General features: G+C 66.6%; 13 protein-coding genes. 5 read left to right on the top strand and 8 right to left on the bottom strand.

Annotated features, from left to right (window positions below; all coding sequences use genetic code 11):
- Positions 1-217: 217 nt before the first annotated feature.
- From AB0H78_RS19460 to AB0H78_RS19475, 4 genes are all read left to right on the top strand, one after another.
- Positions 218-412 (top strand): hypothetical protein, encoded by a 195-nt coding sequence (locus tag AB0H78_RS19460; protein ID WP_363235704.1) that lies wholly within the window; start codon positions 218-220, stop codon positions 410-412.
- 53 nt (positions 413-465) lie between these two features.
- The gene (locus tag AB0H78_RS19465; RefSeq protein ID WP_363235705.1) at positions 466-657 is read left to right on the top strand and encodes a hypothetical protein; all 192 of its coding nucleotides are present in this window, start codon (positions 466-468) and stop codon (positions 655-657) included.
- A gap of 219 nt (positions 658-876) precedes the next feature.
- Complete coding sequence (locus tag AB0H78_RS19470) at positions 877-1,344, top strand: hypothetical protein (RefSeq protein WP_363235706.1); 468 nt, start codon at positions 877-879, stop codon at positions 1,342-1,344.
- A gap of 48 nt (positions 1,345-1,392) precedes the next feature.
- A complete protein-coding gene (locus AB0H78_RS19475; RefSeq protein ID WP_363236054.1) occupies positions 1,393-1,608 on the top strand; it encodes a transposase in 216 nt (71 codons plus the stop codon).
- A 309-nt stretch (positions 1,609-1,917) separates the two neighbouring features.
- Here the strand turns inward: AB0H78_RS19475 and AB0H78_RS19480 are convergent, their stop codons facing one another.
- The 8 genes from AB0H78_RS19480 to AB0H78_RS19515 all read right to left on the bottom strand — a co-directional run bounded on the left by AB0H78_RS19480 (position 1,918) and on the right by AB0H78_RS19515 (position 13,340).
- A complete protein-coding gene (locus AB0H78_RS19480) occupies positions 1,918-2,406 on the bottom strand; it encodes a hypothetical protein (RefSeq protein WP_363235707.1) in 489 nt (162 codons plus the stop codon).
- Between the two features lie 74 nt (positions 2,407-2,480).
- Positions 2,481-3,683 (bottom strand): DNA/RNA helicase domain-containing protein, encoded by a 1,203-nt coding sequence (locus AB0H78_RS19485; RefSeq protein ID WP_363235708.1) that lies wholly within the window; start codon positions 3,681-3,683, stop codon positions 2,481-2,483.
- Positions 3,684-4,391: 708 nt separating this feature from the next.
- Positions 4,392-4,859 carry an NAD(P)-binding domain-containing protein gene (locus tag AB0H78_RS19490; RefSeq protein WP_363235709.1) on the bottom strand — a complete coding sequence of 156 codons (468 nt, stop codon included), beginning with the start codon at positions 4,857-4,859 and terminating at the stop codon, positions 4,392-4,394.
- A 4-nt stretch (positions 4,860-4,863) separates the two neighbouring features.
- Positions 4,864-5,328 (bottom strand): NUDIX domain-containing protein, encoded by a 465-nt coding sequence (locus AB0H78_RS19495; RefSeq protein WP_363235710.1) that lies wholly within the window; start codon positions 5,326-5,328, stop codon positions 4,864-4,866.
- A gap of 14 nt (positions 5,329-5,342) precedes the next feature.
- Complete coding sequence (locus AB0H78_RS19500; protein ID WP_363235711.1) at positions 5,343-6,620, bottom strand: DegT/DnrJ/EryC1/StrS family aminotransferase; 1,278 nt, start codon at positions 6,618-6,620, stop codon at positions 5,343-5,345.
- Entirely contained in the window at positions 6,617-7,498 is an 882-nt protein-coding gene (locus tag AB0H78_RS19505; RefSeq protein ID WP_363235712.1) for a phosphotransferase, read from the bottom strand. The genes AB0H78_RS19500 and AB0H78_RS19505 overlap by 4 nt, the downstream gene beginning before the upstream one ends.
- Positions 7,499-7,575: 77 nt before the next feature.
- Positions 7,576-8,550 carry a carbamoyltransferase C-terminal domain-containing protein gene (locus AB0H78_RS19510; RefSeq protein WP_363235713.1) on the bottom strand — a complete coding sequence of 325 codons (975 nt, stop codon included), beginning with the start codon at positions 8,548-8,550 and terminating at the stop codon, positions 7,576-7,578.
- Between the two features lie 362 nt (positions 8,551-8,912).
- Entirely contained in the window at positions 8,913-13,340 is a 4,428-nt protein-coding gene (locus tag AB0H78_RS19515) for an FG-GAP-like repeat-containing protein (RefSeq protein ID WP_363235714.1), read from the bottom strand.
- A 337-nt stretch (positions 13,341-13,677) separates the two neighbouring features.
- On the opposite strand from AB0H78_RS19515, the gene AB0H78_RS19520 reads away from it, so the two are divergent.
- Complete coding sequence (locus AB0H78_RS19520; RefSeq protein ID WP_363235715.1) at positions 13,678-20,829, top strand: polymorphic toxin-type HINT domain-containing protein; 7,152 nt, start codon at positions 13,678-13,680, stop codon at positions 20,827-20,829.
- The last annotated feature ends 6 nt before the right edge of the window (positions 20,830-20,835 follow it).

Here is a 20,835-nt window from a genome sequence, read left to right on the forward strand (position 1 = left end):
GGCGAGTAACCCGCAGGGCACGACAGCGATGTGGGTGCGCGATCGGCTTGATGGCCTGCGGCGCGATGAGGACTTCGCGGCCTGCTATCCCCGTGACGGACGGCCAGGACTCTCGCCCGCACAGTTGGCCACGGTCTGTGTGCTGTAGTTCCTGATTAATCTGTCCGACCGTCAGATCAGTGAGGCGGTGCGGTGCCGCCTGGATTTCAAGTACGCCTTGGCTCTGGAGCTGGACGATCCGGACTTCCACCACAGTGTGCCGGGCGATCTCCGCGACCGCCTGGCTCAGGACGACCGTGCCGACCAACTACTCGGCCTTGCTCTGGCACGTCTGACGGCGGCCGGGCTGGTCAAGCAGCGGGGACGACAGCGCACCGACTCCACCATGTCCTGGCCGCTGCCCGGGAGCTGACGCGCCTGGAGCTGGTGCTGGAAGCGGTTCGGGCCGTGTTGGAGGAACTCGATTTGGCCACACCGAAGTTGCTCGAGCCGTTGGTCACTGCCGAATGGGCCGAACGTTACGGACGTCCGGTGCTTCTGTGCTCCCAGCCCCGCCACCCGGTCTCCCGGCTCACCCATGCCGGCGGCGACGCGCATGCTCTGCTCACCGCGGTCGCCGCCCACGCGCCCGACCGGGCCGCGGTGCCCGCACTTTAGGGGCTGCGGCAGATCTTGGTGCAGTAGTTCGTCGCGGATGTTCGTGGGCGGCTGCGGCCGCGCACCGACAAGGACGGCTTCCCGCCCGGCTCCTTACAGATCCGCTCGCCCGACGACCTCGACACCCGCTTCGCGATACGAGGGAACACCCGCTGGAGCGGCTCTCTGCTGCATGTCACTGAAACGTGCGACGTCGACGGCCCGAACGTCATCACGGATGTGGCCACCACCGTTCCCACCCGGGATACCGCTGCCATCCCCGGCATCCACGCCCGCCTCGCCAGGCGGCACCTGCTGCCCACCGAGCACCTGTTGTACGGCGGCTACGTCTCAGTGGCCCTGCTCAACCAGGCCGAGCGCGAGTACGGGATCACCCTCGTCGGACCGGTCAAGGCCAGCGGGCAGTGGCAGCACAAGGAACAGACCGGCTTCGCCCGCGATGACTTCATCATCGACTGCACCAACCGGCAGGTCACCTGCCCTCGCGACGAGACGACCACCGGCGGGGGCCAGGCCCCCGCAATGGCCCCGTACATCGCCGCCCATTTCTGTCCGCGCCAGGGTGATCCCTGCCCGGCTTGCTCGTCGTGCACCCGCGGGCGGGCAGCCCGGTCGGTCTACTTTCTCCCTCAACACCTGCACGAACTCCAGGCACGTAACCGTGCGGATCAACAAGATCCCGCCTGACGCAAGCTCGACGCGCCTTGCTCCGGCGCCGAAGGCACCATCGCCGAGCTGGCCCTCGGCCACCGGGCGCGCCGCTGTCGCTACCACGGGCTGTCCAAGACCCACGTCCAGCACGCCATGACCGCCATCGCCGTAAACATCGAACGTCTCACCGGGCAAGACCCCCGGGACACCATCTACCGGCCTCGCCGACCGACAGCGCTCCAGCAGTACCTCGAATCCCACGACTTCCCTCGCCCACTGCGGTGGCGACAAGGAAAGTGACCCGCCATTCGAAGATCCCCGACAGAGTCGCTCGCTGTCACCCGACGTACTGCCGGTCGCCTTGACCTGACCCGGACTCTGAAATGTGCTGAGAGTTGTGGAGTCCCGGGCCTGGGGCCGTGGTGACTGTGGATGCGGTCAGTAGCGGGCAAGGTGCACTTCGTCGGATCGGTCAAGTGGCTGGAGTCCCAGTCCCTCGGCCGGGCTGTGTACGTGCTCCGGAAGGACTCGAAGATCGCGAGTGTCCAACCCATGATGAACAGCGGCTTGGCCGACCTGATTGTGCATGGTTGTGCATCGGCTGGGGCGTCAGACGCGGAAGGCGTTCCGCAAGCCGTTCACCATGGAGGAGAGCCAGCCGTGGGGTGGTGCTGGATTCCCTTCCCCGGATTCGTCACCCGGGCCCGCGGGATCGGCCGCAGTGCCCGCTACAGGTTCCGACAGTTGTGGTTCCCGCTGGTCTTCCAGGTCCAGGGCGAAGCCCCGATAGGCGCTCAGCGCCGCCTCACGGGCCAGTTCCATTGCGTCTGGGTCCGGTACGTACCCAGACGGTGCGGGTGTGCGCTGGACCAACCCGTAGGTGAAGTTGATGGGGCGACCGGCGTCGTCGAGCAGAAGGTCCCGCGTCATAGCCTCCGGGGCGGTGTGCACCTCATCCGTGCGAATATGGGTGGTGCAGTAGCTGACCGTAAGCACCCCTACCCGGCCATCCCGCAGTTCGGTGACCAAGACCTGTCCCGGCGTGCTGCCACCCGACGTGACGGCGTGCCGGAGCAGCCCGTGAAGTTCTTTCTCCACCAGGAACTCAGGGGCAAGGATGGTGCGTTGTCCGACTCTCCGACCTCGTGCGACGAGGAACGGCCACCCCGGGCTCACAGCTGCTCGCTGCGGAGTATCGACGCAGGCATGACCTGTTCGAATCTGCGCAAGGAGGAACGCATCTGGTGGAGCGCGATTCTCCGCGCCACCGCAGCTTCCTCGGTGAGTGCCCCCACCTGTAGTAGCGCTGCTTCCCGGCGGGCGAGCTTCTCCTCCGCGCGCTCGCGCAGTGCGGCTGTCACGGATTGGGTCGTTACGTCGATCACCTTCTCGTAGCGCTTGCCGGTGAGTGACCCGACGGTGCCTGAGATCAGCTTGCTGAACTTGTCTCCGAAAACTCCCACGAGGTAGTTCATGCGCTCAGTTGGAGTGAGTCGTTCGACTCTGGACGCATCCCTGATCAGTCGGCGACGCGTCTCCTCGTCTAGGGAGTCGATGAACGAGGCGAAGAGATCCGGCAGGATGGCGAGAAGCGGTTGTTCCACGTGGAGCGGAGTCGGTATGCGGCCGGGAAGTTTGACCATGCTGTCGTCGAGCTGCGGTTCCACATAGTCCAGCCCGACCGAACTTACGGGAATCAGCCGGATCGCCGGCAGTGCGTTCTGATGTGGCATGACCGCGTTCTCGACGAGGTTCCGGAAGGCCCTGATGTCCAGAAGTACGTCGCGCGCGTGCTCGAGACTGGCAGCTTCGGAGTCCTTCAGGCGGTACAGAAGGTCCCATTTGGTGATCACAAAATGGATCGGCTTCTCCACCTCCTGGAGAACACCGAAGACCGGGTCCATATGCTGATTGAAGTATTCGATCCCCTCTGTCTCGCCGAGGCAGAGTTTGTGGAGTTTGTTTCCGTCGAGCAGGCAAAGGACTGTGTCAGCCTGCTCGATGCGCTCCTGCAGATCCGCCTCGGCCTGGGTGTCGAGCGCATCCCGCCCCGAGTCCGTGAGGAGCTCCCCGGCGTAGTCCAGGTAGCGAATGCGCAGGACGGGATGGTTCGTGCCGTTGTGGCGCGTCTTGCAGTCGAAGATGAACTCCCTGGCCTCGGCCGTGTTCGTCGAGGACGGCCATGTCGGCCCCGGGCGGGCCACTTTCGCGTAGAGGGCGCTCAACTCTTTCCTGACGGGAAAGCTCGTGGTCAGGAGGACCCCGAGTTCCGGCTCCTGAGTGGCCAGGTGCTTGAACATGCTGGCCAGGTACACCGTCTTCCCGGCCCCGGACGGTCCCAGGACGAGCACGCTGACGCTGAGCGGATCGTCCAAGTCGTCGACTGTCATCGCTACCCCCGAATTCGTGTGCATGACAGGCTAGGAGGTGCGGCCTGTCGCAGCAACTTGCCTGCTCCTGCACCCTGTTGGCTGCCTGGGGAATGCGATCTGAACGTAAATACCGCGAGGTGAAATGCGCCGTCGAGCCCTGGGCTGTCGCAACCCATGCATGGCGAGCACCCAAGCAAGACCACTCGAGCTCGCCATTCCTCCAATCCATGATGCCCACGGCGCGTAGTGGCCGGACGGTCACTGGACGGCCGCGGTGCTGACCACAAAGCTTTGCTGTGCTGCCCGCCGAGGTGGTACAACCTGGCTTGCTTTACAGGCTGTTGGAATCGATCATGTTGTGGGTTGGTTGACCAGAAGCTCAAGGGCTCAGCGACCTGGCGAGGCACTCGCGAAAGCCCCGCCGCTGGGCCAGGGTGGCGAACACATCATCAAACCGGTCCGCCTCCTCCGGCGGCCTGCGCGGACGAACAAAGGCGTCGGGAAGTCATTTTCACTCCCCAGTCTGGCAGTTGGGCTCCTACCACCGGCCTACGGTGGGCTCCTTGCGCCGTCAACCCTCTCTACCGCCGGATTTCACGAACGGGTCCGCTGCAAGGTTGGGTGACAAGTTGACCTGCCCCACCCTTGAGGTTCCAGTTCTGGTGGCTAACTGAACGCCCTTCACAGAAGGTTGGCAGTCATGCCTCGTCCCTATCCTCCAGAGTTCCGGGCGTGTGCCATCGCGCTGGTTCGCGCCGGCCGTGTCACCTCCTCGGTGGTGCCGGGGTAGGTGGTGGATTCCAGTACAACGAGAGCCCCGGGGCGGAGATGCGGGGCGAGGGTGCGGGCGGCGCACCGGATCGCGGAGACGTCTGGTGCGCCGCCGCGTAACGGAGTCGGTACCGCGATGACGGCGATGCCGCAGCCGGCCAGGGCGTCTGGGCGTGTGGTTGGGGTGTAGGCGCCGGACGTCAGGGCGGAGGCGAGTTGGTCGTCCGGGACATCGGGGGTCGGTGATTCCGCGGCGCGCAGGCGCTTGACGCGCTGTGCGTCAGGGTCGAAGCCGATGACGTGGTGGCCGGCGCGCACGGCCTGGACGGCCAGCGGGAGGCCGACGTAGCCCTGGCCGAGTATCGCGGTGCGACGGGCTGACGGAATTGTTGAGGGGGAATCGGCCATCGGGCTATGCGACCGGGCGGGGGAGGTCTGAGGCTAGGAGGCGTTCGTGCAGTTCATCGAGTGCGGTGCGGTTGCTGTCAAAGCGGAGTGCGTCGTGTGCGGCCTTGTAGTCCCGCCATTCCAGGGCGGTGTGCTCCTGAGAGAGGGTGATTTCGATGCCGGTGAGGTCGGTGGCGAAGGCGTACTCCGGGACGACGTAGGTGCCGGTGGGCCAGTGGACACGGTCGGCAAAAAATCGCGCCGGGACGCTCGCGGTCGTCTGCAGTGGATACAGCGGGGTCGGCCTGGCGAGGCCGAGTTCTTCGGCAGCTTCGCGCAGGGCGGCCTGTGCTGGGGTCTCATCGTTCTCGCCGCCACCGGCGACTGCCTGCCAGATGTTCATGTCCTCGCGGCGGAGGACGGCGAACTCAAACTGGTCGTCGGCGTGGCGGAAGGGGAGGACGAGGATTTGAAACGGGGCTCGGGGCATGGGGACGTCCTTTGTCAGCGTGTGCGTGTGAGTGGGGGTGCGAGTGGCTGTAGGCGGAGGCGGTTGTAGTGGATCTTTTCCAGGGCGCGTACGACGTCGAGGAGTTCGGCCGGAGCGTCTAGGAGCATGCCGGATCCGGCTGGTTGGCCGAGCAGGATCAGCGTGGAACAGGCCGTGCGAGCCTGGGCGGCGGAGGAGGTACGGGAGGGGGCGTGGTCGCGGCGGTTGGGGTCGGCGTAGAGCGGTTCGTCGGGGCAGGCGGTGAGGGGACGCATCGAGACGGGGATTCCTTCGGCGTGCAGTGCGCGGCGGACAAGGCCGACGGGGATCGCATCGACGCAGTCGCCAATGGTCGTGGTCTCCAGGGTGAACGCGAAGGAGAAACGCGCGTGGGCGGTGACGCGTGGGTCGCTTGCGGCTGGAGGCGGAACGAGTCGCAGGCCCGGGATGTCGGACAGCGAAGAGGCGAGGAAGGACGCGCCCCTCTCTTTCGCTGCCAATTGCCGATTGAGGCGTTCCAGTTGGATACGGAGAAGCGCGGACTGGAATTCGCTGAGGCGTAGGTTCCAGCCGAGCTCGTGGTGGCCGTTCGGGGAGTTGGGCGGCCGGCCGTGGTCGCGGAGAGCGGCGACGCGGGTGGCCAGGTCGGGGTCGTGGGTGACGACGGCGCCGCCTTCACCTGCGGTGATGTTCTTGGTGGCGGCGAAGCTGAAGACGGCTATGTCGCCGAGAGCGCCGGTCCTGGTGCCCTTCCAGGACGCGCCGAGCGACTGGGCGCAGTCCTCGATCAGGGGAATGCCGCGGGGGGCTGTGACGGAGCGGAGACTGTCCAAGTCGGCGGGGTGACCGCCGAGATGGACGCAGATGACCGCCTTGGTCTTCTCGCTGAGAGCAGCTTCGAGCGCGGAGCCGGACAGAGTGTGGGTGTTGGGGTCGATGTCGGCGAAGACAGGGACTCCGCCGATCAGGGAGACAGCTGTCGCCGTGGCCACATAGGTCATTGCGGGTACGACGATTTCATCGCCTGGGCCGACTCCCAGTGCGCGCAGAGCGATCATGAGGCCGGCGGTGCCGCTGGAGACGACCAAAGCGTGCGGTGCGCAGAGGTAGTCGGCGAGTGCGGATTCGAAGAGTTCTCCTTGGGAGCCGGGGTAGATGCCGCCCCAGCGGCGGCTTTCGAGGACATCGAGGAGCGCGTCGCGTTCCTCCTGGCCGAACTGAGGCCAGGGTGAGAAGGGACGGGTGCGCACGGCGGGCCCGCCGTGGAGAGCGAGTGAGTGCGCCGGTGTCATGCGGTTACCTCCTCGGCCGTGTCGTGCAACAGGTCCCGGTTGCGGATGAGCCAGGTCAGTCGTTGGCGGCGGGCGTGAGTGAAGTCGCGCATCCTGCGAACCTCACCCTCAGGGGTGGTGAAGGTACGAGTCTCGGCCGCCTGCACCGTGATGTAGAGGTCGATCATGACGGCGCGATCCGCAGCGTGTAGTGGCAGGACTACCTGGTAGGCGTCGAGGTAGTGGCGGAATGAGGAGCGGAGCTCTGGTGGCGAGATCCGGGTGTCGACTGTGGCGAGGAAGGCGCGCACGATCTCGTAGGGGCGGGGGAAGCGGGAGACCTGGTCGAAGTCGATGAACGAGCGGCGGGCCGGCGTACGGAGCATGAGCAGGTTGTCGGGGCTGGCGTCCCCGTGAATCCAGTGGTGGCGTAGGGCGGAGGTGACGCGAGGGGCGAGTCCGTGCTTCGTGAGGATGTCCCAGCGCCATACGACGGCCTCGCGGACAGCCGGGGCGGTGGTGTGCTTGAGGACGCGCTCGAGGCCGGCGGTCGGCGGGTTGGGGAGCTGCACGAAGTCGGGGCAGCGACTGGCCGGTTGGAGGCACTCGAAGTGGGCGTGTAGGGCAGCCAAAGTCTGGGCCAGGTCGTTCCGCGTGGGTGGCTCTGCTGCCTCGATGTACTCCGTGAGCAGGTACGAGGTGCCGTCGACAAAGGCGGTCAGTTGCCCGCTCGCTGTGGTCAAGGGCTGGGGTGCCAGACCGGCCAGCGCCGCGTGGCGGTGTGCCTCGGCGGCCAGTTGGATGCGGTCGAGGCCGAAGCGTGCGCTGTGGCGCTTGACAACCACGAGGCCTTGGCCGGTGGCCACCATGGCGGAGGTCCCGACGTGTCCGCCCGGCAAGGCGCGCACGGTACCCAGGGGGCGGAGAGCGTACGCGCGGAGGCAGGCGGACAGTTCCCTCTCATCCAGGACGGCGGTCATTTGGCGAGCACCCGGTTTCCGATGACGAGGAGGTCGAGCCCGGAGGAGTAGAAGGTGCGGATCGCGTCGTTCGGGGTGCACACGATCGGTTCATCGGCGAGGTTGAAGGAGGTGTTGAGGAGCGCGCCGACGCCGGTGAGGTTGCGGAATTTGGTGATCAGGCGGTGGAAGAGCGGGTTGGTATCCGCAGTCACGGTCTGGGGACGGGCGGTGCCGTCGACGTGGACGGCAGCCGGGATCAGGGCGCGGGCCTCCGCCCGCACGGGCAGGGTGCATTCCATGAAGGGAACGGCGGGCTCTGGTCCGAAGTAGACGGCGAAGTCCTCCGCAAGGACAGAGGGGGCGAAGGGGCGCCATAGTTCGCGGAATTTGACCGCCTCATTCACGCGGTCGCGCATCTCAGGGCTGCGGGGGTCGGCGAGGATCGAGCGGTTGCCCAGTGCGCGCTGGCCGAACTCCATGGCGCCCTGAAACCAACCGACGAGCTTGCCGTCGGCTAAGGCCCGCGCGGCGAAGCCGGCCGGGTCCTCCACCGAGAGCGCTGCGAGCCCGCACCGGGAGAGCGCCTCGTCGATCGACGCCTGATCGAAGGACGAGCCCAGGTAGTTGTGTGCCATGGTCGGGCCGCGTTCTTCTCCGAGCAGGACGCAGTGGGTGTAGAGGGCGGCGCCGATCGATGTGCCGCTGTCGTCCGGGCAGCTCGAGACGAAGACCTCGTCGAACGGTGTCGAGGAGAGGACCTTCCCGTTGAACACGGAGTTCATGAAGCATCCGCCGCCCAGGGCGACCCTCCTCATTCCGGTCCGTTGGTGCAGCTCCGCGAGCAGGTACGTCAGCACGTCCTCGAAGACGTGCTGCACGGCGGCGGCCAGCTCATGGTGGCGCAGGTTCTCCCCGTGGCCCGTGTAAAGGGCCGCTCCCGGCTCGTGCCGGTTGATCTGGGGGTCGGTCCCGATACTCCCGCACGTCACTGATCCTGCCGCTGCGGATCGTCGACGAGGGGGTCGCCTCCAGGAGGCCGTGAGCGGTCACCTGGTCAGATCGACCGCTCATGCATTGACCTGGCCGCGCTTTCTCGTTATAGCCAGACTCAACACTCACGACTCGGGTCGCGCTGGGCGTCGCGTGATGGATGCCAGAACTCCCACCTGACCTGCCCCATGCGGCATGGCTTGTCCCCTGAGGGGGCTGGCTCGGCCCCGAGCTTGGGGGCGAGCCAGATCTCGTCCTTCCGGGGGCAAAGGCCAGGGTGACGAGTCCTTGAGGGAACGCCGCTGGGGGATCCGCAGCGGCTGCGGATCCCCCAGGAAAGAAGGTGTTGCCGGTTCGGGTGTTACCAGCCGTTGCCGAGCTGGACGCGGGTGGCCCACCCGGTGCTGGAGCGCGGGTAGAACCAGAGTGCTCCGGTGGCGTCATCGCGGACGATGATGTCGACGTAGCCGTCGGTGTTGAAGTCGGCGACCCCGGCGAAGGTGTAGCCGTTCCAGCCGCTGCCGACCTGCGGGCCGCCACTTACGTCGTTGCTGCCGTTACCCGGGTAGTTCCACAGCAGACCTGCGCTGTCGCGGGCGATGACATCGAGGTTGCCGTCCTTGTCGAAGTCGGCTACTCCGGCGAAGGTGTAGGCGCCGAAGCCGGTGCCGAGTTGGACTGCGGCGCCGATACCGGCCCCCGAACCGGTGCCGGGGAAGAGCTTGAGAGTGCCGTCCGGGTGGCGGGCTATGAGATCGGGCTTGCCGTCCTTGTTGAAGTCGGCTACTCCGGCGAAGGCGTATCCGCTCCATCCGCTGGTGAACTTGATCCGGGGCCGGCTCAGGTCATGTACGGCGCTGCCGGGGTAGAGCCAGAGTCCGCCGCTGGGGTCCATGGCGATGACATCGGCGTAGCCGTCCTTGTTGAAGTCGGCGACGCCCGCGAAGGTATAGCCGGTGAAGCCACTTCCGATGTGCAGCGGGCCGGTGGCCCAGCCGCCGTTGCCGTTGCCCGGGTAGAGCCACAGCTCGCCGGTGCTGTCCTCGGCGACTATGTCGGGGTTGCCGTCGCTGGTGAAGTCGGTCAGATCGGTGTAGGTGTAGGGGCTCTTCGCCTGGCCCACGTTGGCCATCACCGCGATCTGGGTGGTGGTCAGGGCGGTGCCGTTCCAGGCCTGAACGTTGGACAGCGTGCCCTTGAAGAAGTTGGTGTGGGCACCGTTGGCGAGGTCATTGCCGAGGGTGAACTTGCCCTTGAACAGGCTGGAGCTGACGGCGGTGTGGCTGCCGCGGGCGATCGCGCGGTCATCCAGATACAGGGTCATGGCCTTGGAGGCCGGATCGTAGGTGGCGCTCACGTGTGCCCACTGGCCGACGACGGCGGTGCCGCCGGTGATGCAGTCGTAGTCCCGGGTGGAGTCGGAAGTGGCCAGGCAGAACGACCACTGCCCGTTGCTCTGCGGGTACAGCAGGAATCCGGCGTTGGTGGAGCCGTCCTGGGAGGCTATGACGCCGCCGAGCATGGCGGGCTTGGCCCAGGCGGCCACGGTGAAGGCCGAGGACACCGACAGCGGCGCACTGCCGTTCATCGAGCCGGTGCTGGTGCCGTCCAGGGTCAGACTCGGTGAGTACAGGTCGTCGTCGCTGTCCCACGTCGCGCCCGCTCCGGCCCCGGTCAGGGGCAAAGCGGTGGTGCCGGTGGTGTCGGCGGCAGTGGTTGCGGTGCCGTCGGTGTTGTCGGCAAGCGGCCAGGTGTGGGAGTCGGTGACCAGCGCCTGTGCGGGCTGTCCCGCCAGTGAAGTGCCGTCGAATAGCATCGCGGTGGTGACACCGCTGTTGGTGGTGGTCCACAGGTCCGGGGTGCCGTCGGCGTTCATGTCGGCGGCCTGGATCAGCGGCACCGCGCTGCTGGTGTAGCCGCTGCTCGCGGCCTGGACCGGGGTGACAGCCTTGTCTGTGACGAGGTTCTGCAGGTCGGTGGGCGAGTAGTAGTAGAGCTGGCCGGCGGTGTTGGAACGGGCGAAGAGGGCGGGCTGGCCGTCTACGAGACTGCTGGTGATGCTCCAGTCACTCCAGTCCCCGGATCCGGTGGGGTTGGTGGTCGAGAGTGGGATGGAGTAGTCGACGCTGCCGAAGGCTCCCGGGGTGGTACCGCTGGCTTCGACGAGCAGCTGCCCGTTGTTGATCATGAGCAGGCCCGGGTAGCCGTCGACTGGTTCGCCGTTGAGGAGGCTGTACAGGCCGCCGCCGTTGGCGATGGAGGTGGCTGCGTGACCACCCTCATCGGTGAACGCGGTGGTATTGATGTTGGTTTGGTCGCCGCTGAATGGGTGCAGGGGTGAGCCGTCGCCGCTGCCGTAGAGGATGCTGCCGCGTTTGGTGGTGGGGTCGTAGTCCAGGATGTCGTTGAAGCCTGCGCTGGTGCTGAAGTGCCCGGTGATGGCCTGGGTGCCGGTCCAGTCGTCGGGGCTGCCGGTGCTGTTCGCTCCGGTTCCCTGCGCGCCGAGATTGCTGGCGGATGCATTGAGCTGGCCGGAACCGGTGTCGGCGCCGTGGGCGAGCCACAGGCCGTGGGGCAGGTTCGCTTGTGCGCCGACCCCTGTCAGGTCCGGCAGCCCGTCGCCGGTCAGATCCCCGTCCGTGGCGGTCGTTGCCGGGCTGGCGTTGATGACACAGTCGGCGGTGTCGCCGATGTTGCCGCCGGTTGAGACGGCGGTGACGGACAGGACGTTCGTGCCCCGGGTGGGTTTCACGCTGATGCTGGTCTCGCTGGTCGCTGTCGGGGTGGCGCCGTTGAGTTGGTAGAGATAGCTGGCCGGTGCCGTGCCCGCGTCGTTGGGTGCCAGGGTGAACGCGGCGGGGACGCCGACTTGGTATGTGGCCGTGCTGTCGGAGGCGCCGCAGTCGTAGGAGGCGCTGTCGGTGATCTGTGGGGCGCCTGGTTTGGAGGCGTCGAAGTTGAATTTGCAGGTGGCTGACGTGGCTGAGGAGTACGTGCCGTCGGAGGCGACAGCGTTCCAGGAGACCCCCATTACGGAGCTGCCGGCGGCGGCTTGCAGGACGGATTTCTTCAGTACGTAGACGGCGTTGGTGCCCGAGGCGGCGGTAACGACCGGTTTGGCGATCTGGGTGCCACCGGAGGTCTTGGTGATGTTCAGGGTGGTTTTCAGGGTGCCGCCGTCCGCGTCGGCGACCTTGGCGTAGAGGGCGACATCGCCGTTTCCGATGGTCTTGACGGAGCTGGTGCAGGTGGTGGCAGGCGAAGTGGTCAGCGGGGAGGGCGTCTTGGGCTTGTGGTCATACGTGGTGCTCATCGACATGGTCGCGTGGTCGAATTTCTTCCACCCTCTCCTGTCGTCCTCGTTATCTTCCCCGGCCCGTATGCCCAGGGTGATGGTGCTGGCGCTCCCGGCGGTGGCCACGCCCTGCATCGCGGACTTCACGTCCCAGCCGATGGACTTCGCCGGGCAGGTCGAGGAGTAGCCGTAGGCCGCGTTGTGCGAGTCGAGGGCAGTGCTGGACCAACTGGGCTGGTTGTTCCAGGTGGTGGCGGAGCTGATGGATCCGGTCTGATACACCGCAACGGGGGTGGCTGTGCACGAGGGGGCGTAGGTCTCGGTGGCGTAGAAGGTCGAGGACAACACGGTCGCGCCGTACAGGCGGCTGTCCACGGACAGCCGCGCGTAGGTGCGCGACTTGTGGTAGGGGGTCTCCCAGCCCTGGTAGCCGACGTGCAGTCCGGCGGCGTCGGTGGTTCCCCAGTTGCTGGTGTTGGGCGTGGAGGAGCTGACCCAAGTCCAGCCGGTCAGCTTGCCGCCGGCTGCCGTATAGGAGGGGTCGATGTAGAGGGGGAAGACGGTGGAGGACCCGGTCAGCAGGTCTGTATCCGGGGTGAGTTGGATGGCGTTGTCGCCATAGGAGGCCGCGACGGGGGCCACGTGCGCTCCGGCGCCCGGCTCTGTCTCCGAAGAGCCCGTGGAGCTGCCGTCCATGTCCGAGCCCGCCGTGACAGATGCGGAGCGGCTGGCCGATGTCGTGGCCGAAGTGGCGGAGTCCCACATGAGGGGAGCCGGGGCGGCGAAGATGGTCCGGCCGACCGGGTCCTTGGCGGTGAAGTTCCCGGCGGTGTCGGTGGCCAGGGACACGTGTTTGGCCGCGGCGGGGAAAGCTATGGTTGCCAGCGCCGGGTTGGCGGCTGCCTGAGCGGTCTTGACCACGAGGACTTCGGAGAAGCCGCCCTGTGCGTCAGCGGTGATTTTGAGGTCCACCGAGGGAAGGACCTCAGCATACGTAGCGGTCGGCCCGTCCAGCGTCGGAGCCGGCAGGGAGCCGAGGGCATCGGGCACGCCCAGGGACAGCGATCGTCCCAGGTCCCTCATCGCGGCCAGTGGCCCGTCGCCGCCACCGGACAGCGTCAGACCGCTCGTACTCAGGGCCGGACCGATCGTGCCGTCGCCGCGCTTCACCAGCGTGGCGTCCAGCTTCTTCCAGGCGCCGCCCGCGTACTTGCGCACCGGGGCGACGGACTGGGTCAGTGTGAACGTGCCGTCGGGATTGGCGACTTCCTGCTCGGTGGGCGTGGTCGCCGCATCCACGTCAACCGCCGCACCGGTGGCCTGCGCCTTCGCCGAGGCGCTGTCCTCGTCCAGCAGTGTCTTCTGGGCGGTGTCGGCCGCAGCACTTTCGGTCGTGGAGGCATGAGCGGGGGTTGCGATGCCGTTGAGGGTGAGTGCGCCGAGTGCGCCGGCGAGGACAGCGCCGAGCAGTCGGCGTCTCGGATGGGGTCTCATGCTGGGTCGGTCCCTGGGGCTCGTGGCGGGTGCGTGTGACCTGCGCGTATGGCAGGCCACTAGTGGACCCGCTGGGAACGGCCGCGCTGAGGGCAATTGCCCCTTGAATAGTGACTTTGCCGGAATCATGGTGTGAAGATTTTGCTAAGCCATGGAAAGATCTTGTTGGCAGATTTCCGGCTTGGTGGGATCCGTCCCCCCGTCTTTGCCTGCCATAGTCCGCACCACGTAGATGAGTTGATCACTCTGCGCCGTGGGCTGTGCCCGCGTTCTTTTCGTGGATTGTTGGGGTGGGGCGGTCATGATCACGGTTCGTGCAGCGCGGTTCGGACGGGGCATGCGTCGGACGGCACTGTCCTGGCGGTATGTCACCTGCCTGATCGTCTCCACGCTCCTGGCTGCGCTGTTGGGAACCTCCAGCCCTGCTGCCGCCGCGGCCAAGTCGGCAGGTGCCCCGTCCGTGCCGCAGGCCAAGTCGGTTGCGGGGGTGAAACCCCTCTCCCCGCGGAAGATTAAGGTTCGCGATCAGGCCAAGGGCAACTACCGTGCTCCAGCCAGTAGTTGGCCCAAGGCCGCGACGGGCTCCGCCATCGTGGCTGCTCCGGCGCGGGGCGCCAGCAAGGGGGTCGCCGCCGCGGTGTCGGGCACCCCCGTATGGGTTCGTGCGGTGAGCCCCAAGAGCGGCAGCTACCAAGGGCCGCGCAGCGTGTCCGCGCATGTCCTGCCGCGGAAGGACGCTGCGAAGCTGGGCGTGTCCGGCGTGGTGTTCACCGTCGGCGCCGGAGCCAGAACCGACGGGCGCGGTCAGGTCCAAGTAGGCCTTGACTACGGCACCTTCGCGCATGCGTACGGCGGCAATTACGCGGCACGTCTGCACCTGGTGAAACTGCCGGCCTGCGCGCTCACCACTCCCCAGCGCACCGCGTGCCGCACTCAGACCCCTGTGACCACCACTCGTGATGCCGCAGCCCAGAAAGTCGCGACCACGCTGACGCTGGACGGCACACCGGCTTCCACGCCGGCGTTCACGAAATCCGACGCACGGACCGCGAGTCTCACCTCGCCGTCCGCTTCCACGGCAGCCGACGCGACGACGGTCCTGGCGGTCACCGCGGGTGCGGACACCGAGGGTGGCGCGGCAGGGAATTATGGTGCCACCTCCCTGGCCCCGTCGGGTTCGTGGTCGGGTGGCGGGTCAAACGGCTCGTTCACCTACAACTACACCGTCTCCGGGGCGGCATCCTCTGGCAAACTCCAGCCGACTGTGGGCCTGTCGTACGACTCGGGATCCGTAGACGGAGCGACCTCCGCCACTCAGGCGCAGGCATCCTGGGCTGGCGACGGATGGGGCACTCCCGACTCCTACATCGAGCAGACGTTCACCTCCTGCTCCGACAGCCCCGAGGGCGCCGCATCCCCCGTCTCCAGCGCCGACTCGTGCTATGCCGGGCCGATCCTGACCCTGTCGCTCAACGGCTCCTCGAGTTCCCTGATCAAGAACGCGGCAGGGGACTGGACGCCGCAGGCGGACAACGGGGAGATCGTCACGCACAAAACCGCCACCGGTAACGGCTCGGGCACCTACAACGCGGACTACTGGATCGTCACCGAGCGCGACGGTACACAGTACATGTTCGGTCGCAACCAGTTGCCCGGCTGGTCTGCGGGCAAGGCGACCACGAACTCGGTCGACAGCGAACCGGTGTACTCGGCGCACTCCGGGGACCCGTGCTACGACGCAGCGGGTTTCACCTCCTCGGTGTGCACCATGGCCTACCGGTGGCACCTGGACTACGTGGTGGACGTCCACAAGAACGCGATGGCGTACTACTACGGCCAGGACACCAACTACTACGGCGAGGACAACGGAGCGCACAACGTCTCCTACGTCCGCGACTCGCATCTGAAGCGGATTGACTACGGCTTCCGCGACGGCGGCGCCTTCGGCACGGTGCCGGACCAGGTCCTGTTCACCACAGCCCCCCGCTGCACCCTGGCCACGTGCGACGCTCTGTCGTCGACCAATGCGGCCAGCCAGTACCCGGACGTGCCGTACGACCTCAACTGTGCCTCCGGTACAACATGCACGGTCCACGCGCCGTCGTTCTACTCCACGCTCCGCCTCAAATCGATCACGGCCCAGCAGTGGAGCGTATCGGCGAGCAAGTACCAGGCGGTGGACACCTACACGCTGCGCCAGAGCGAGCCGCCGACCGGGGACGGCACCGCGCCCGCACTGTGGCTGGCGGGCATCACCCACGAAGGCGACGACACCACCGCCGGTGGCTCCACGGCCCTGTCTTTGCCGGAGGTGACGTTCACCGCGATCAGTCTGCCCAACCGGGTCGACACCAGCTCCTTCCCGGGCCTGTACCGCAACCGGATCTCCTCCATCACCAGCGAGACCGGCGGGCTGACCTCCGTCACCTACAGCCTCCCGTCGGCCTGCACGACCACCTACGTGGCCTCGGCGGATCCGAAGACCAACACCAAGTCCTGCTACCCGGTCTCCTGGACCCCCAAGGACTACGCCGCACCGATCACGGACTGGTTCGAGAAGTACGCGGTCACCCAGGTCCTGGAACAGGACCCCACCGGAGGGGCGGTCGCCAAGGAGACCGACTACACCTACAACGGCGGCGCGGCCTGGCACCACGACGACAACGAGCTGGTCAAGGCCAAGTACCGCACCTGGGGCCAGTTCCGCGGCTACGCCAGCGTGACCACCCAAACTGGCGACGGCGCAAATGATCCGAAAACCTCCGCCACCTCCGCCTACTACCGGGGCATGGACGGCGACTATCTGACGTCCAGCACCACCCGCAGCGTCGCGCTCACCGACTCGCAGGGCGCCACCCACACCGACAGCGACCAACTCACCGGCCGAACCCTGGAATCCACCACATACAAGGGGGCCGGTGGGCCCGTCGATCACTCCACCATCACCTCCTACTGGATCTCCGCGGCGACCGCGACCCGCACCCGTACCGGTCTGCCCGCCCTGACAGCCCACTCCACCGCCACGGCCGAGACCTTCGAGCGCCAGGCCGTCACCAGCGGTCCGGCCACCACCTGGCGCAACACCGAGACCGACACCACCTACGACGCCACCCCCACCTCGGCCACCTTCGGCCTGCCCACCGCCGTCTACGCCCACACCGTCCCCGCCGACCCCACCGCGGACCGGTGCACCACCACGAGCTACGCCAAGCCCAATACGAGTCTGAATCTGGTCGGCCTGGTCGACCTGCAAGAGTCGGACGCCGTCGCCTGCTCCGGATTCACCCAGAACACTCCCGCCAGCACCCCCAAGACCCTCAACACCCTGGGCGCACCGAGCAGCGTGAGCCGCCCCGCTCAGGTGGTCTCGGCCACGGAGAGTTTCTACGACGACGAGACCTTCAGCACCACGTTCCCGCAGGCGGCCGCACCGGGTGACAACTTGGTCACCATGGTCCGCAAGGCCACCGGATACAGCGGCGGTGCGTTCACTTGGCAGACCCAGAACCGCTCCACGTACGACGACTACGGGCGCATCACCGCTACCTTCGACGCCAACAACAACAAGACCACCACCGACTACACCCTGGACACGGTCGGACTCACGACCGGCGTCACGGTCACCAACGCCAAGAAGCAGGCGAACAGCACCACCCTGGCCCCGGCCCGCGGACTGGCCTTGACCGCGACCGACGCCAACTCGGTCGCGAGCACCGTCCACTACGACGCACTGGGCCGCACCACGGACGTATGGCAACACAGCCGGGCCACCACCGCACCGGCCGATGCCAAGTACACCTACACGGTGTCCAAGACCGGCTCGTCGGGCACCACGACGCAGAAGCTCAACGACTCGCTGGGCTACGTGACGTCCTTCACCATCGTCGACTCGCTGGGTCGCGCCCGCCAGACCCAGGCGCCCACCCCACAGGGCGGGCGGATGATCACTGAGTCGTTCTACGACTCGCACGGCTGGGTCCGCAAGAAGAACAACGCCTACTGGGACCCCAATGCCAATCCGACCCTGACGCTGGTTACCGGGCAGGACCCGAAAGACCCCAACCAAGACTCGAAGATCCCAAACCAAGAGGTCGACACCTTCGACGGCCTGGGCCGGGCGGTGATCGTCGACTCCTTCCAGTACTCGGAACTCAAGGAGGAGACGACCACCGTCTACAACGGGGACTCCACCACGGTGATCCCGCCGGACGGCGGGACGGTGAAAACCACCCGCACCGATGCGATCGGCCGCACCACAGAACTCGACTCCTACAGCACCCGCCCCAGCGTCACCAAGCCGGCCAACACCTTCACCGGGACCTTCTCGGTCACCGGGGGCACCAGCACCCCGATCACCTATGGCTTCGACAGCCGCGGCCAGCAGAACACCACCACCGCGGGCGGCAGTACCTGGACCACCACGTTCGATCTGCTGGGCCACGTCGTCTTCAAGACCGACCCGGACGGCGGCTCCACCAGCGAGATGCTGTACGACGCCAACGGCAACCTCACCCAGACCAAGGACGCCCGGGACAAGTACCTCTCCTATACCTACGACGCGCTGAACCGTCAGTCCGCCAAGTACGCCTCCACGCTGGCTGCACAGGTGCCGGGGGCATCCGGAAACCAGCTGGCGGCATGGGTCTTCGACAACGACAACGCCGTATCGGGGGTGACGCACGCGATCGGGCAGACCACCACCGTCACCTCCTACCAGGGCGGCAATGCGTACACCACCCAGCAACTGAACTTCAACGCCTTCGGTGAATCCACGGGCCAGACCGTCACCGTCCCCGCCGCGCTCGGTGCCCTCGGCGGAAAGAGCTACACCTTCAAGCACAACTACAGCGCCGACACCGGTCTGCTGTACACCGACAACTACCCGCTCGGCGGCGGGCTGCCCAACGAGATCATCACCCACACCTACTCCACCGCCCTCGACCTCGCCAACGGGCTCGGCTCCACCAGCTACGGCTACGCCCAGAACACGACCTACACCGCCTACGGCCAGGTCGGGCAGGAAACCCTGGGCATGGGTACCAACCTGGCCTATCTGACCAACACCTACGACCCGCATACCGGGTCGCTCAAGGACCAGTTGGTCACCCGCACGACCACCCCGGCCAAGGTCGACGAGCAGGCCTACGACTACGACAAGGCCGGCAACGTCACCCGGCAGGTCAGCACCCGACTCGACGCCACCACCGCCACCGAGACGCAGTGCTACCAGTACGACGGCCTCGACCGCCTCACCCAAGCCTGGACCGCCACCGACGCCTGCGCCGCCACCCCCACCGCCGCCAGCCACGCAACGGTCGGCGACCCCCTCGCCGGAGGCACCGCGTACTGGACCAGCTGGGACCTCAACACCCTGGGCCAGCGCAAGACCCAGACCGACCACTCCACCACCGGCGGTACCGACACCACCACCAACTACGCCTACGACGGCAACGGCAAGAACCAGCCGCACACCCTCACCAGTACCCAGGACTCCGGCGCCAGCACCGGCAAGACGTCCGCGACGTACGACGCCAGCGGCAACACGCTCACCCGCAACACGGTCGCCTCCGGTAACCAGAGCCTGATCTGGGACGACGCGGGACACCTGACCCAGATCAGCGGCGGCAAAACGGGCACCACGAGCTACGTCTACAACGCGGACGGCAGCGTCCTTGCACAAATCGACCCCGCCTCCACCACCCTGTACTTGCCTGGTGAGCAACTCACCCTGACCGGCACTGCCACCACCGGGGTCCGCTACCTTCCCCTGCCGGGCGGCGGCACCGCGGTGCGCACCGGAACGGGCACCAACTACAAGTTCGAGATCGCCGACCCGCACGGCACCAGCTCCCTGTTCCTGGACAACACCTGCCAGACCCCGACCTGGCGGCAGTTCACTCCTTACGGCGGCGCCCGCGGCGCGGAAGTCTCGTGGCTCGACAATCGTGGCTTCCTGAACGCGCCCACCAATACCAATAGCGGCCTGACCCTTCTCGGCGCCCGCCAATACGACCCCACCCAGGGCGTCTTCATCAGCCTCGACCCCGTTTTCGAACAAGGCAGCCTGCAAGAACTCAACGGCTACAGCTACTCAGGGGCCAATCCCACATCGACCTCCGACCCCACAGGCCTTGCACAGATGTGCGGCGAGGGTGGCGGCGCCTGCTACGCCGACGACTGGAACAACGACGGATCCCACAACCGCGACAGCGATCGATCCACCACTGGTTCCAGCGAATGCCACCACGATCCCGACTGCCTGCGCGGAAGTGTCGGCAGTGCGTCAACGGGCAGCTCTGGTAAGAGCGGTACCCACAACAGTGGCGGCAAGAGCTGCAGCTGGCATTCCCGATGCGGTCTGGGCAAGGCTTGGGGAAGCACCACCGACTGGGTCTCGGAGAACAGGGCTGCCATCGCCCAAACCGTCACCGAAGTCGCGGTCGGTGCCGCCTGCTACGGGGCAGCGGGCGCCGGCGCAGTAGAGACCGGAGGCGCCAGCCTGGCGCTGGCCGCAGGATGTGGAGCGATCGCAGGCGCGGCAGGCTCAGCCGTCTCCAACGCCCTCACCCCGGACGCCGACCACAGCACCACAGGTGCCCTGAAAGACATGACCGCCGGTGCCATCAACGGCGCAGCAAGCGGCGTGCTCGGCGCACAGGCCGGTGAACTCGGTGCGCTCCTTGGATGCGGCAAGCTGAGCTTCAGCCCCACCACACCGGTTCTCATGGCCGGCGGCGCCACGAAGGCCATCGCCAAAATCAGACCCGGGGACAAGGTCGAGGCGGCGGACCCCGAGACGGGCCGTCACAAGGGCCCGCGCACCGTCACGGCTACCTGGATCAACCACGACAACGACCTCATCGACCTGACGATCCGGGACAAGAACGGCCACACCTCCACCCTTCACACCACCTCCAAGCACCCCTTCTGGGACGACACCACCCACACCTGGGTACCCGCAGCCAAACTCCCCCCGGGGCACGCGCTCAACACCGCTACCGACGACCACGTCTCCGTCGCCACCGTCCGCATCGCGCCCGGCGCAGCCGACATGCACAACCTCACCGTCGACCAACTCCACACGTACTATGTGCTGGCAGCTGGGGCCTCCGTACTTGTTCACAACTGTGGCGGTTCGATGGGGGGCCACGATCCATCCTGCACGTGTGCCAGTGGAGGAACGCCGGTAGGTCCGGTAAACGCTCGCCTCGCTGGCGGAGTCCATCCGAAGACTGGAGTCCCGTTCAAGTCCAATGGATATCCCGACTTTTCTAATTGGAGGGACCCAAATACGCCCGACGTCTACATAGCATTGACGGGGAATAGGCCCAAGGATTTCGCCTTGGCGGACAAGGCTGCAGGTATTAATGCAGCCTACAGGCGCAGCAAGTGGACCTGGAATCACAGCGAGGACTGTGGATTCATGGAATTGGTCGATATGGCCGTTCATGCGGGGACGGGTCATACTGGTGGATTTTCTATATGCTGATCGGAG

The organism is Streptomyces sp. NPDC050738 (assembly GCF_040654175.1).
Taxonomy (GTDB): domain Bacteria; phylum Actinomycetota; class Actinomycetes; order Streptomycetales; family Streptomycetaceae; genus Streptomyces.

Bases quoted from the DNA above. Each gene is read 5' to 3' on its own strand.
- AB0H78_RS19500 (WP_363235711.1), bottom strand. From the start codon at position 6,620: ATGACACCGGCGCACTCACTCGCTCTCCACGGCGGGCCCGCCGTGCGC.
- AB0H78_RS19515 (WP_363235714.1), bottom strand. From the start codon at position 13,340: ATGAGACCCCATCCGAGACGCCGACTGCTCGGCGCTGTCCTCGCCGGC.
- AB0H78_RS19520 (WP_363235715.1), top strand. From the start codon at position 13,678: ATGCGTCGGACGGCACTGTCCTGGCGGTATGTCACCTGCCTGATCGTC.
- AB0H78_RS19495 (WP_363235710.1), bottom strand. From the start codon at position 5,328: ATGCCCCGAGCCCCGTTTCAAATCCTCGTCCTCCCCTTCCGCCACGCC.
- AB0H78_RS19490 (WP_363235709.1), bottom strand. From the start codon at position 4,859: ATGGCCGATTCCCCCTCAACAATTCCGTCAGCCCGTCGCACCGCGATA.